Source organism: Nibribacter ruber, from assembly GCF_009913235.1.
Taxonomy (GTDB): Bacteria; Bacteroidota; Bacteroidia; order Cytophagales; family Hymenobacteraceae; genus Nibribacter; species Nibribacter ruber.
Map to the genome: position 1 here is coordinate 3,566,225 of NZ_CP047897.1, position 13,762 is coordinate 3,579,986.

The 13,762-nt window shown below is 48.7% G+C and carries 14 protein-coding genes; 12 read left to right on the top strand and 2 right to left on the bottom strand.

Annotated elements, in window-relative coordinates; genetic code table 11:
- Positions 1–61: 61 nt before the first annotated feature.
- Together rpsU and GU926_RS14970 are read right to left on the bottom strand one after the other, a co-directional pair.
- Complete coding sequence (gene rpsU / locus GU926_RS14965; RefSeq protein ID WP_160693291.1) at positions 62–256, bottom strand: 30S ribosomal protein S21; 195 nt, start codon at positions 254–256, stop codon at positions 62–64.
- Positions 257–338: 82 nt separating this feature from the next.
- Positions 339–1,478 carry an acyl-CoA dehydrogenase gene (locus GU926_RS14970; protein ID WP_160693293.1) on the bottom strand — a complete coding sequence of 380 codons (1,140 nt, stop codon included), beginning with the start codon at positions 1,476–1,478 and terminating at the stop codon, positions 339–341.
- A gap of 311 nt (positions 1,479–1,789) precedes the next feature.
- Here GU926_RS14970 and GU926_RS14975 point away from each other — a divergent pair, with 311 nt between their 5' ends.
- From GU926_RS14975 to GU926_RS15030, 12 genes are all read left to right on the top strand, one after another.
- Entirely contained in the window at positions 1,790–2,599 is an 810-nt protein-coding gene (locus tag GU926_RS14975; RefSeq protein WP_160693295.1) for a polysaccharide biosynthesis/export family protein, read from the top strand.
- A gap of 11 nt (positions 2,600–2,610) precedes the next feature.
- Positions 2,611–5,046 (top strand): GumC family protein, encoded by a 2,436-nt coding sequence (locus tag GU926_RS14980; RefSeq protein WP_160693297.1) that lies wholly within the window; start codon positions 2,611–2,613, stop codon positions 5,044–5,046.
- Positions 5,047–5,050: 4 nt separating this feature from the next.
- Complete coding sequence (locus GU926_RS14985; RefSeq protein ID WP_160693299.1) at positions 5,051–5,806, top strand: tyrosine-protein phosphatase; 756 nt, start codon at positions 5,051–5,053, stop codon at positions 5,804–5,806.
- Between the two features lie 9 nt (positions 5,807–5,815).
- On the top strand, positions 5,816–6,799 hold the full coding sequence (locus tag GU926_RS14990; protein ID WP_160693301.1) for an NAD-dependent epimerase/dehydratase family protein: 984 nt from the start codon (positions 5,816–5,818) through the stop codon (positions 6,797–6,799).
- A 64-nt stretch (positions 6,800–6,863) separates the two neighbouring features.
- On the top strand, positions 6,864–8,264 hold the full coding sequence (locus tag GU926_RS14995; RefSeq protein WP_160693303.1) for a tetratricopeptide repeat protein: 1,401 nt from the start codon (positions 6,864–6,866) through the stop codon (positions 8,262–8,264).
- Positions 8,265–8,271: 7 nt separating this feature from the next.
- Entirely contained in the window at positions 8,272–9,054 is a 783-nt protein-coding gene (locus GU926_RS15000) for a phosphosulfolactate synthase (protein WP_160693305.1), read from the top strand.
- 24 nt (positions 9,055–9,078) lie between these two features.
- Positions 9,079–9,726, top strand: coding sequence for a DedA family protein (locus tag GU926_RS15005; RefSeq protein WP_160693307.1), 648 nt, complete (start codon positions 9,079–9,081; stop codon positions 9,724–9,726).
- An 18-nt stretch (positions 9,727–9,744) separates the two neighbouring features.
- On the top strand, positions 9,745–10,482 hold the full coding sequence (locus tag GU926_RS15010; RefSeq protein WP_160693309.1) for a shikimate dehydrogenase family protein: 738 nt from the start codon (positions 9,745–9,747) through the stop codon (positions 10,480–10,482).
- 209 nt (positions 10,483–10,691) lie between these two features.
- The gene (locus GU926_RS15015; RefSeq protein ID WP_232058351.1) at positions 10,692–11,267 is read left to right on the top strand and encodes an RNA polymerase sigma factor; all 576 of its coding nucleotides are present in this window, start codon (positions 10,692–10,694) and stop codon (positions 11,265–11,267) included.
- Entirely contained in the window at positions 11,248–12,927 is a 1,680-nt protein-coding gene (locus tag GU926_RS15020) for an outer membrane beta-barrel protein (RefSeq protein WP_160693311.1), read from the top strand. Before GU926_RS15015 ends, GU926_RS15020 begins: the two co-directional genes overlap by 20 nt.
- A 94-nt stretch (positions 12,928–13,021) precedes the next feature.
- Positions 13,022–13,249, top strand: coding sequence for a hypothetical protein (locus GU926_RS15025; protein ID WP_160693313.1), 228 nt, complete (start codon positions 13,022–13,024; stop codon positions 13,247–13,249).
- Positions 13,250–13,285: 36 nt separating this feature from the next.
- Positions 13,286–13,636: a hypothetical protein gene (locus GU926_RS15030; RefSeq protein WP_160693315.1), complete on the top strand. Its 351-nt coding sequence runs from the start codon at positions 13,286–13,288 to the stop codon at positions 13,634–13,636.
- Positions 13,637–13,762: the final 126 nt, after the last annotated feature.

A 13,762-nucleotide genomic window follows, 5' to 3' on the forward strand; every position in this document is an offset into this window, starting at 1 on the left:
ACTTATTTAAAAGTCTGTCCACTAATTTATGGAATTACCTCGTAGGTTGTATGGATAAAGCCTAGTAGTTGTCGTTGGCGAACAGTTGTTGCTTGTAGACAGCTCTTTCTTTCTGCTTTCTCTGCTTCACAGAAGGCTTTAGGAAGAAAGTTCTGGCACGAAGTTCTTTCAGAACGCCAGTTCTCTCAAATTTCTTTTTGAATCTTTTTAAGGCTTTGTCTACAGACTCGTTATCCTTTACGTTTACGATAATCATATTATAGATTGAGTTTAAAGTCAATTGTTTTAAGGACTGCAAAGATATTTACAAAATATCTGACTGTCAATACCTGTTGCAATTATTTTAATACGGCTCTGGAAATAACCAGTTTCTGAATTTCTGAGGTTCCCTCGCCAATGGTGCACAACTTGGAGTCGCGGTAGTATTTTTCTGCCGGATAATCCTTGGTGTAGCCATAGCCGCCAAAAATCTGCACGCCCTCATTGGCTACGCGTACGCATACTTCAGAGGCATATAACTTGGCCATGGCAGACTCCTTGTTCACGTTTTCGCCTCTGTTTTTCATGGCGGCAGAACGGTAGGTCAACAAAGCGGCAGCCTCAATCTCAGTGGCCATGTCTGCCAGTTTAAAGGCAATCCCCTGAAACTGAGAAATAGGTTTATTGAACTGATGACGCTCTTTAGAATACGCCAAAGCTGCTTCATAGGCGCCTTGAGCAATACCCAGACTTAGAGCGGCAATGGAGATTCTGCCGCCGTCCAATACTTTCATGGACTGAATAAAGCCGTCACCTACCTGGCCTAAGACGTTCTCATTAGGTACGCGGCAATCCTGGAAAATCAATTCCGTGGTTTCTGAGGCGCGCATGCCCAGTTTATCTTCTTTACGACCAGCGGTAAACCCTTCAGTAGGTTTTTCAATCACAAAAGCCGTCATGCCATGCGAGTCACCTACCTCACCAGTTCTGGCAATCACAACCGCAATGTTGCTGGACTTGCCGTGCGTGATAAAGTTCTTGGCACCGTTCAGCACCCAGTGGTCACCGTCTCTAACGGCCACCGTTTTCATGTTGCCAGCATCAGAGCCCGTGTTGGGTTCCGTGAGTCCCCAGGCACCAATCCACTCAGCGGTAGCTAACTTAGGCAGCCACTTGCGTTTCTGTTCCTCATTGCCAAACTGCAGGATGTGGCCCGTACATAGTGAGTTATGTGCCGCCATGGACAGACCAATAGAACCGTCTATCTTGGAGAGTTCTGCAATAGCCGTCACGTATTCTAAGTAGCCAAAACCAGCCCCTCCGTATTCCTGCGGCACCAGCACACCCATTAATCCCAATTCACCCAGTTTCTTGAAGACGTGCACGGGAAACTCCTGTGACTCGTCCCATTTCATCATGTCTGGCTTAATGTTTTTGGCTCCAAAATCACGGATCATCTCCGCAATCATTTGCTGATTTTCATTGTAAGTGAGTTGCATAGAATAGTGTGCGGGTTTGAATTCTTTAGAATAAGGGTGTTAGTTACGAATTTTTCCGATGCAAAGCTAACGTAAGTTAGCTTTTATGATGAGTACTTGGGACGGACCTTACTGACTACAAGAGCTCTGATTAAGCTTATTCTTAATAGAAGCAACTTTTTTCACGCGTATAAGTACGCAAGACCGGAAGACGACCTCGTTTTTGGCGTACCCATTACTTTTGCCTTTCTTTGTAGTTGGGTCTTCCTGCTATGCATGTTTGGTTCATTTCTGTTAAAAGCCGCTATTGTCCTTAATCTACTGACCTCTCCATGAGTAAACTCTTATTAAGATTGCTTCCTTTGGTATTGCTGTTCCAGTTATTCGGGTGTAACGTCTACCGGCAGAACATCATGTTTCAGACAGATGGCAACGTGAACGCAGACGTGTTAAGGGCCTCAGCCGCTGAGGCCAGCAAGAACTACAGGGTGCAGCCTAATGATATCTTAGAGATTAAGATATTCACTAACAAGGGTGAGCTTCTGGTTGACCCCAACAATTTTTTAAGGCAAGAACTCACCAGCGGGTCAGGGAGAGGCGGAGTATCACAGCAAGGCCAGCAGATTGAAGACCCGGATTATAATGTGCTCCCCAACGGCGAGGTGAAAGTGCCTATGGTGGGCTATGTGAAGGTAGACGGCCTGACCGTTTCTCAAGTAGATAGCCTATTGCAAACCCAATTCGAAACTTATTACAAGGAGACCTATGTTTACACCAAGGTAGTGAGTAGACGGGTGGTGGTGTTGGGGGCTACAGGTGGAAAGGTGATTCCTTTAAACAATGAGAGCATGCACCTTGTAGAGGTGATTGCCTTGGCAGGGGGTGTGCCAGATAACGGAAAAGCGCACAACATTCGTTTGATCCGTAATGTGGCCTCAGACAACCCCAGCGTGGAGATTATTGATCTATCTACGGTACAAGGTTTGCAGAGAGCCAATATTTGGGTACAGCCTAATGATGTCATTTATGTTGAGCCTGTACGGAGGGTCTTTAATGAATCGTTAAGAGATGCTTTGACAGTACTTGGTGCCCTCTCTAATATCCTTACCACGTATCTGGTAATAGAAAATTTACTCAATTAAAGATAGAGTTCATGAGTGTGAAAGCTGGCAATAATCTGGATGAACTGGATTATCACACAGGCAATGCAGAATTAGAAGAGGAAGATAGCGGGTCAAGCATTGATTTAGTTACGCTCTGGCATGTCGTTCGGAGAAGTATTCCATGGGTGTTGTTACTCGTCTTGTTAGGATTGACGGGGTCTTACCTGTTCTTAAGATATACTAAGAAAGTTTATGAGTCTTCTTCTGTTATAAAACTAGAAGAACAGACAGAGGCAAAGGTCCTTGAACTGCCTGGCGCTGGCATGGAGTCTGATTTGGGCAAACTGCAAGGGGAAGTGGACTTGATTAAGTCTGACCTGGTGTATGACCGCCTCAAGAAGAACATGCCTCTCCAGACCAGCTACCATGTAGAAGCACGCGTTTTGGAGGTAGAGTTGTACAATGACAGCCCGTTCCGGGTTACGTTTGACTCTACCAACTTCGACCTCTATGATCAAAAGATTTACGTCAACTTTGAATCCCGTACTACTTATACAACTCAGATTGGCGAAGAAGGGGAAAAATCTAAGGCGCACACCGTAGGCACCCCAATCACCCTATCTGGGAACAACCTGGTTGTATATACCAACTCCCGTTTCAACACCAACCATATTGGTGAGAGCTTCTATTTTATTGTTCACAGCAATGGTGCTCTGAAACGATATTTGAATGAGAATCTCACAGTAGCTGTCCTCAACCCAGAGGCAAAGACCATTTCTATCTCTTTTAAGGAGTTCAACAGAGAGAAGGCCAGGGATGTTGTCAACAAGATTGACACGGTTTACCTACAACAAAAGCTTTCCAGAACCAACCAGGCCAGCCAGCAGACCATTGAATTCTTGACCAACCAGTTACAGGAAACCCAGGACAACCTGCAAAAGGCCGAGATTGACATGGAGTATTTTGTGAAGCAAAATAAATCCTATGACGTAAAGGCCGGCTTGGAAGGGGCCATGTCTCAGATACAGGAACTGGAAAAGGAAAAGTACGCTTTGCGTTTCAGGAACTCCCTTTTAGGTGATATTCAGCAGCGCATCCGGAAAGATGATGATCTGACGGCTGTCATCTCCAGTCTGCAATTACAGGAGCAACAAGACCCTCAATTGGCTCAACTCTTAACGGAATTAAATGACTTGCAGGCCCAGCGCCGTAAAGTACTTACCACTGCTAGAGGCAATACCCTCTCGGTAGGCCTGTTAGATCAGCAGATTAAGTTTGCCCAGGAAAAAATCAACACGTTGTTGAAAGAGGGCCGGGGGTACATACAAGACCAGATTTCCAACATTGACCGCAACCAATCTCTGTTGACCGGTCAAATCATGCAAATGCCTTCTAAGGAAACGGAGCGGGCAAGATTGATCAGGATTCTTGGAATCTATGAGAAGTTCTACCTATTGCTTATGGAGAAGCGGGTGGAGTTTGGCATTTCCATGGCAGGGACTATCCCAGATTTCCAGATTCTGTCTCCGGCCAGTTTGCCAAATGAGTCAAGTCCTATCTATCCCAATCGCATGATTATTTATGCTATTGGCGTGGCAGCTGGGTTATTTTTTGGAGTAGGCTTGATTGGAGCCAGGTACCTCATGCACAATACGGTGACCAGTGTGCGTGAATTGGAGCGTAACACCAGCGCGCCTGTGCTTGGCGTTATTCCTTCTTACAGCAAAGAGAAGATGCCTGTCTCTAAGTTGGTGGTAAATCAAAATCCAAAATCGGCGTTAAGTGAATCTGTGCGCTCTATCCGGACCAACTTGGACTTCTTGAGTTCTTCTAAAAAGAAGCGCCTTATCTCTGTGACGTCCACCATAAGTGGGGAAGGTAAAACCTTTGTGGCTACTAATTTGGGAGGAATCATTGCCATGTCTGGCCAACGGGTGGTCTTACTGGATTTGGATATGCGGAAGCCAAAGGTGCACATTGCCTTGGATGGGGAAAACATCAAAGGCATGAGCACCATTCTCATTGAAAAACATACCATTGCCGAGTCTACCCAGAGAACCTCTATTGAGAATTTTGACTTCATCTCTGCGGGCCCAACGCCGCCAAACCCTTCTGAGCTGATCATGGGGCAGCGGTTTGATGAGATTCTGCAAGAGCTCCATCAGGAGTATGACGTCGTCTTGATTGATAGTCCGCCGGTGGGCTTGGTGACAGACGGGGTGTTGATCATGCGGAAAGCTGACATTCCATTGTTTATTGTGCGGGCCAACTACTCTAAGAAAGCCTTCTTGAAAGGGGTGGACAGAATCATGAAGACTAACCATCTTACCAACATGGCCACCATCCTAAATGATGCCCCAAGTACCAATATGTATGGCTATTCCTACGGGTATGGCTATGGCTACGGGTATGGCTATGGTTACGGGTATTATGAAGAAGAAGAAAAGCCTACCTTGGCCAGTCGTATAAAATCTATGTTCAGCTAAGGGTATGTGGAATCCACTGCGTGGCTTTTTGCAGAAACCCAAGACCTCTGCGACAACCTCTTACGCGAGTCTGGTGACAGACATGCATTCCCATCTGCTGCCCGGCATAGATGATGGGTCCAGTTGCGTGGAGGACTCCCTTCAAATGATGGAGAAGTTGCAGGCGCTTGGGTTTAAGAAGCTTTGCATGACGCCTCACGTCATGGGGGATTTCTTCAAGAACACACCAGAAGGAATTAGAGAGAAACTACAGGAACTGTCCCAGGCTGCCCAAACGGCTGGTTTGACTTTAGAGCTATCCTGCGCGGCTGAGTATTACCTGGATGAATGGTTCATGGCCAAACTGGAAGAGGGGCAAGAGCTTCTATCCTTCGGCGGTGATAGAAAATACCTCCTGCTGGAGACGTCCTATATCAATGAGCCAGCACATCTAAAGCAAGCCATCTTCTCTTTAAAAGCTGCTGGGTTCATGCCTGTTTTGGCGCACCCAGAAAGGTATACTTATTTCTACGGCCGCTTAGAAGAACTGCTTAGCCTGCGGGAATTGGGAGTCTTGTTTCAGATAAATACCAACTCCATTAACGGCTACTACTCCAAAGGAGCCAGAATGGTGGCAGAGCAGTTGATCAAGCGGGGTGCAGTGGAGTTCTTAGGGACAGACACGCACTCCATGAGGCACCTTAGGGCGTTAGAAAGTACCTTGACAGACCCATTGCTGGCACAAGCCTTGAAATTGCCCCTGCTCAATAACACCCTCTAATCCATTTCCTTGAAAAAAGCGCTTGTTACCGGTGGCAGTGGCCTAATTGGTCAGTTCTTACTGCAACAACTGCAGGCAGAAGGATATGAGGTGTCTGCCTTGTATAGAAATACCATTCCACAGGTTGAGGCGCCTGGCATCACCTGGGTAGAGGGAGATATCCTGGACCCAGTGTTGTTGCGGTCATTGATGGCAAAAGTACAGGCCGTGTATCACTGCGCTGGCTTTGTGTCCTATGCCCCCCAAGACAAGGATTTGTTGCAACAGATAAACGTGGAGGGCACGGCCAATGTGGTAGATGCCTGTCTGCAGTTTCCGGGGGTGGCACTGTGTCATGTCAGTTCCATTGCCGCCGTCAACCGCAAGAAGGGAGACACTATTATCACTGAAGAAGCCAAATGGGACCCAGGCGAAGAGCGTTCTGCCTATGCTTTTTCAAAATACGCAGCAGAGGTAGAGGTTTGGCGGGGCATCTCAGAAGGCTTGCAGGCGGTGATCGTGAACCCGTCCATTGTGTTGGGACCGGCAGACTGGAATAGGAGCAGTACGCAACTCTTCAAATACGCGTGGCAGGAACATGCTTTTTATACCCTAGGATACGCTAACTTTGTAGATGTGAGAGACGTTGTGAAAGCAATGACTCTTTTAATGGAGGGAGGGCACTGGGGTAATCGATTTATTTTAAACGCCCACCAGATCACCTACCAGGAATTCTTTGAACGAGCAGCCCAATGCTTCGGGAAAAAGCCGCCAACAATTAAGGTGGCCGGTTGGTTAACAGAGGTACTATGGCGGTTGGAAGCACTGCGTGGCAGTGTTACAGGCGCTAAGCCGCTGATCACCAAAGATACGGCCCGGGTAGCCAAGGAAAGGCACTTTTTTAGCAATGAGAAGGTGAAGAAAGCGCTGGGCATGGAGTTCAGGCCGCTGGAAGAAACACTGGACTGGTGCTGCCTGCGATTAAAGCAAGAGATACAAAAGGCAGACGCCTAAAATACCATTGTCGGGTGAATTGAGGTGCGCACAGGCAACTGTGCCCAAGTTGAGACTATTTTAGATGAACGATAATTTTGATGAACTTTCCGGGGAAGAGCTGGACCTGATTGCCAGGTTTGAGCAAATGCTGGAAACAAATGGTTCTGCATTTTTTGATCTTTCAGATTTTGAGACCATTATAGACCATTACGCCAATAACTTCAACTACGCCCAAGCCCTCAAGGCCTGTGACGTAGCCATTGAACAATATCCGTTTTCTACTGAGATTCTGGTGGACAAAGCGCAGGTGCTGGCCATGCTGGGTGCTTTTGACGAGGCCCTGGCCATAGTGGAAGACGTCACCCAGATAGACCCAGACTCAGCAGACATTCCTTTGACCAAAGGGATCATCTTCAACCAGAAGGGTGATTTTGGGGCGGCCATAGACTTCTTTAAACAGGCAGCCGAGTTAATTGAGGAACGCGACGACATCTATTTTAACATAGGGCTTTCATACCAGAGCTGGGGCAAGTTCAAGGCGGCGCTCAAGTATTACAAAAAGTGCCTCAAGCTCAACATTGAAAATGAGCTGGCGCTGCAGGAACTACTGTACTGCCTGGAGATTACCGGCGAGGGCGAGAATACCGTTCCCTTCTTTCAGGAGTTTGTAGACGCAGACCCGTATTCGGCTATGGCTTGGTTTAACCTGGGCCTAGTGTACGGTAGAATTGCGGATTATGAAAAAGCCGTGGGTGCTTATGAGTACGCCACCCTCATCAAACCAGACTTTCCGGCGGCCTATGTGAACCTGGCCAACAGTTTTGTGTATTTAGGTGAGTTCTCCAAGGCCATTGAAGCATTTATGTTGGCCATTGAGCACTCAGAACCCAACGCGGATATCTATTGCAACGTGGGAGAGTGCTATGAGAAGCTGTCTCAATGGAACCTGGCGCATAAATACTATCAAAAAGCTATTGACCTGGCACCCGAGATGGACGAGGCCTGGTTTGGAATCGGGGTCATCCTGGATTTGCAGGGCAAGTGGATGGAAGCCGTGCATTACTACCGCAAAGCCATTTCTTTCTACACCGAGAACCCCGATTATTGGATGGCGCTGGCCGCCGCCGAGTACCAGATGGGCAATATCATCTCCAGCGTAGAGGCTTATGAGCAGGCCAGCACCTTGGCGCCTCAGAACAAGGATATCTGGTTGAATTGGTCTATCATCTTGTATGAGCAAGGTAATTATGAGGGGGCCGCAGATCTTTTAACCAACGCCGTAGAACTGCAACCAGATGAAGCAGAGCTGTATTATCGGCTGTGCGCGTATTGCCTGGCCGCAGGAAAATACAAACAAGCGTATAATTATCTGGAAAATGCTCTAATTTTGGACTTCGATAAGCACAAGCTTCTATTCGATTTCTTTCCTGAACTGGAGTCGCAGCGAGCCCTGGCCCGCCTGATTGACCAGTACCGTAAATAGCATTTCCATGAATTACCACCTTTCCCAATTACCAGAACGCACTGCTAAACCTAGAGAGAGCGGCTTCACCATGGCCATGGACAAGGGCTTGAGCGTGCGCGAAGCTGAAAACTTTGTAGAAGTGGCCGGCGAGTACACAGACATTGTAAAACTAGGCTGGGCCACCTCCTTCGTGACGCCTAACCTGGAGAAAAAGCTGGACGTGTACAGAGCGGCGGGCATACCCGTGTATTTTGGCGGGACCTTGTTTGAGGCCTTCATTGTAAGAGACCAGTTTGACGACTACCGCCGGGTGCTGGACAAGTTCAACATGACCTTCGCCGAAGTCTCTGACGGTTCCATTGAAATGGACCATGGCAAAAAGTGCGAGTACATCAGGACTCTGTCTGAGCAGGTGACCGTACTTTCTGAAGTGGGTTCTAAGGACGCAGAGAAAATCATTCCTCCCTATAAGTGGATCAAACTCATGCAAGACGAGCTGGACGCTGGCGCCTGGAAGGTGATTGGCGAATCACGTGAGGCTGGCAACGTGGGTCTGTTCCGGTCAACGGGTGAGGTGCGTAGTGGTCTGGTAGAAGAAATCCTGACCAAGATTCCGTTTGAGAAAATCCTTTGGGAGGCTCCGCAAAAAGCTCAACAGGTGTTCTTTATCAAATTGTTGGGCGCCAACGTGAACCTGGGCAATATCGCTCCTAATGAGATCATCCCGTTAGAGACCATCCGGTTAGGGCTGCGCGGCGATACGTTTACCCATTTCATTGACAAAGCATTGCTGGACAAGCTGGTCTAGCAATTCAACTTTATATTCAATCCCATGGAGTTGCTCCGCCAGTTTATTGACCTGTTCCTGCACCTAGACCAGCACTTGAGTCAGATTATATCAGACTACGGCATGTGGACCTATGCCATTCTGTTCCTGATCATCTTTGTGGAGACGGGAGTGGTGGTGATGCCGTTTCTACCGGGAGACTCTTTGCTGTTTGTGGCGGGTGCGTTTGCTGCTAAGGGAGATTTAAATGTGGTGTGGCTGCTGGTGCTTCTATTTGTAGCGGCTTTTCTGGGTGACACGCTCAACTACCTCATAGGCGACTACTTTGGACCCCGGGTATTTAGAAGAGATTACCGTTTCCTGAAGAGAGAGTACTTGCTCAAAACGCAGGCCTACTATGAGAAACACGGAGGCAAGACCATCATCTTTGCGCGCTTTATCCCCATCATCCGGACGTTTGCGCCGTTTGTGGCGGGCGTAGGCACCATGAAATATAGCAAGTTCATCTCGTATAACATCATTGGCGGCATTCTGTGGGTGGGTGGGTTTGTGATGGCGGGCTACTTCTTCGGGAGCCTTCCGTGGGTGAAGAAGTACTTCACGTTCATCATCTTCGGGATTATTCTAATTTCTGTGATCCCGCCTATTATTGAGGTGTTGCGCCAGAAGTTTGGCAAACAGCCAGTAGAATAGCACCCGGTTTTGGCGCAGGTGAACAATCTATACGGACTGATCGGCTTTCAACTCAGCCATTCCTTTTCTAAAGGCTACTTTACAGAAAAGTTTAAGGCGGAAAATATTCAGAACAGTGCGTACCAGTTATTTGAGTTGAACAGCATCGCAGAGTTTCCTGAGCTGTTGCGGGCGCATCCCAACCTGCACGGGCTCAACGTCACCATTCCGTACAAAGAGGCCATCATTCCTTTTTTAGACAGGCTAGACCCGGCCGCGGCCGCCATTGGTGCCGTGAACGTGGTCAAGTTTGAGCACGGGGCTTTGGTGGGGTATAACTCAGACTATCTGGGTTTCATGCAGTCGCTGCAAAAGTTTTATCCTTGCCATCCGCAGTCAAAAGCGTTGGTGCTGGGAACGGGCGGCGCTGCCAAGGCCGTCCTGGCGGCTTTAAAACACCTCCACATTTCGTATACGCTAGTCTCAAGAGAGAAGAGGCCCGGTATGATCACCTATCAGGAGTTGACGCCAGCGCAGATGGCTGCGGCTACCTTGATTGTAAATACCTCTCCGGTGGGCACCTATCCCAACGTGCAGGAGGCGCCGGCCATTCCGTATGAACTGCTCTCTGCGCAGCACTATCTGTATGACTTGGTGTACAACCCACCGGTGACAGAATTCATGAAGCGCGGGCAAGCCATGGGCGCTAAGACCATCAATGGTTATGAGATGCTATGCCTGCAGGCCGAGGCTGCCTGGCAAATCTGGAACAGCTGATTCTCTTTCCGTTTTTGGCGTATTTTCTGGAAAACAGGCCAAAAACGGCTTTTATTTTCCTTTCCTAATCTCGTTCCAAAGCCTGGCTTAACCTTCTTGCCATAAACAAATGGAACAGGCGCAGAGTCTTTTTCTTTGGTTATCTTTGGCGTGCAACCTTTTATGGTAGAAAGTACTCTACTTAGTAGTAGCTCCATACCACCCAACCCTTGAAACTTCATTCTGTCCAAGCTCTTTCTGAAGAAGACCTGATCAAAGGTGCCGTAGCCGGAAAACGAGAGGCGCAGCACCTGTTGTACCAGCGGTATGCAGGCAAGATGCTGGCCGTAGGGAAACGCTATGCCCGCACAGATTTTGAGGCCGAGGACATTTTACAGGACGCTTTTTTAAAGGTGTTCACCTACCTCAAGAATTTTAAGGGAGAGTGCCCGCTTGAGTTTTGGATCAAGCGTATTGTCATCAACACCGCCCTCAAGCACCAGCATCGCAACCGGCACCTGACCGTGACAGATCAGGACGAAGAATGGGACGAGGCTTCTGAGCAGGAGAATTTTGACAGCCAGCATGGCTATGAAGAGCTGTTGCAATTGGTACGGGAGCTGCCACCGCGCTACCAGGCGGTTTTTAACTTGTATGCCATTGAGGGCTTCTCACATAAAGAGATTGGTGAGATGCTGGATATTACTGAAAGTACTTCTAAGTCTCAATATTCCCGGGCCCGTGCTAGTTTGCGCCAAGCCCTGCAGAATCTAGAAAACCAATACCATGAAAGAGTCATCGGCTGAGGAGAATAAGCAAAGCCGCCGCGTAGAAGACGTCTTCCGGGAGGGGTTTGACGACGCGCAAGTGCCCCCACCGTCGCGGCTATGGGACAACCTGGACCAGGCCCTGGAAAACCAGGAACTGCGCCGTTACCGCAAGCAGGCCTTTTGGTACCGCTCTGTGGCGGCTGCCTGCTTGTTGCTGTTATTCATGACGGGAGTGTTTTTATGGCAGCAAGACCAACTGCCTTTCTGGACCGGCTCTCCTGAAGGGCAGCTGGCCAAGGAGTCTTCCCCTGCTAACCAGCAAACAGAAAATGCCACGGCGGCACCAAAAACAGATTCTTCTCAAAGAATGGCGGCATCCACCAACCAAGATGCGTCCATTTTTAGCTCAATTCCTGAAAAACAAGCCAAAAACGACCGAGGTAACCCTGCACAGACCAGAACCTCAGAGTTAATGGCGTCTGCTGATAGAAGCACTGCCACTAAGACAAATTCAATAACAAGCTCTGCCTCACGGTTCATTGCCGCCAATAGAAGAAACTCTGCTGGTAAGGAAAAATCTGCCGCTTCCGCTAATTTGCCTGAAGAAAACACGCCGACCCTGGCCATTTCTGCTCCAACGCAAAGCGGTTCCCAAGTTTCCGAGGTCGGCACCATATCTCTATCAGGAGAATCTTCCAGGGTTTCTGGGAGAACAGTTATTAGTGAAAACGCAATGGCTGTTTCTAGTCGGGTTGCGGCTGCTAGCACCAATGGCCTAGCCTCAGACTCCTTGCTCAACAGCAGAGTAGCCACCGTTCTTTATCAAGACAGCCAGGATAAAGTAATGATGGCCAAAGCAGAAGCAGAGCCGTCGCCAACCGTGCTTCCAGAGAAGACTTCCTCCCTGAAAGGTTGGAATGTATCTCTGGCGTACACGCCAATGTATGCTTATGCGCCCATTGCCGTTGGTGATGCGCCCAACCATGATGGCATGAAAATGTCTGATGAGCAACAGCAAATGTACAAGCAGTATGCCCAGGCGCTTCAGGAGTATAAAGACAGCTATACACCGGCCTATTCATTCACCGCAAAACTAGCCGCTGGCTTTCAGTTGAACGACCATTGGCAGATAGAGTCTGGCGTGTTGTATGCTCAGAACGAGGCTACCACCAGTCATTCATTCCTAATCACCAAGAACAACGGCATGATGCGCGTCAACTCCCTGGTGCCCGTGGTGAACAAGCCAGAACCTATTGTCAAGGCGGCTTTTGAACCAGAACTCGCCAACAACCTGGAGGCCGTTACTCCAACGGAGCAATACCGCACAAGGTACAAATACAAGCAGGTGGGCCTGCCGTTGCGGCTCTCTTACCGCAAGAGCATCAGCAGGGTGTTCGCGTTTGTGTCTGGCGGGGTTAACCTGCATTTGCTTTTGCAGAACAGCATAGAGTCTGAGAACCCAGAGGTGCAGGCCAAGCGCTATAGGTATGATGACCAGACCTCACCCTTCAGGGCCTGGCAATGGGCGGCCGTAACGGCGGCAGGCCTCGGATACCAACTGAACCAGAAGATGAGCATCACAGTGGCCCCAGAACTTACCTATTCCTTTTCGTCTGCGTTAAAGGAAAGTCAGACGCAGGCAGATCCTTACCAGGTAGGGGTGAGCATAGGGGGTAAATACCGCCTTTCTAAATAACACTTAATTCTAGCAGCTATACAATTTTGGCTACCTCTGTAGGGGTTTTTGTAGAGTAGACGGTCTAACAGATGTAAGTGGAAAGATGAATGTAATGCGAAAACAACATCAGAATATCTTTTTCTCAAAAATGGCCCGCACCTGGGTGCTTATCTTTTCTGTGCCCCTGTACATAGGCAGCACGGTGCTTTGGATGAAGGAAGAAATTAAACAAGTACTAGCCCATGAGCCTACCTCGCAGCCGTTCATGGTCTCTTTAAAGAAGCATGTGAAAGAGACTGCCCGCCAGGAAAGCCTGCAGCAGCCCTTCATCCTACCATAAGCACCCTTGACAGTGAAGTGTACGATTGCAAAACGCATGTCCTACGGCCTGGCCGTAGTATGGGGTGGTAGTCTGGCCATGACCGGTTGCCAAGAAAAAGATGAAGTAGCCCCTGTGTGCTATGAGGCCATTGTGAAAGAACAAGGGTGCGGGACTACCCTGGCGCTCCTCAACAAAGACGCGGCGTCTATCTTTGGCACGGAAGCCAAAGGCGATACCGTTTTTGTGAGCACCTTCCATTTGCCGGGCAAGTACCAGGTGCAGGGTACGCGCCTGTATGTGACGGTGGTGCCGGCCTCTCCTGAAGAAGACCAGATCTGCCATGGCATTTACGTCATTTACCCCAAAGCCAAGATTCTAAACGTGCAGGAAACGCCCTGCTCTTAACATACAGGCGCTGCCACGGCGTCACCAGTCCTATGTTTAAATTCTTGGAAAGCGTCGTTTCTCTGAAGCGGCGCTTTTTTACGTATCTCCAGACAGGGCATCAGAAACACTAGTTTATTTAGCATC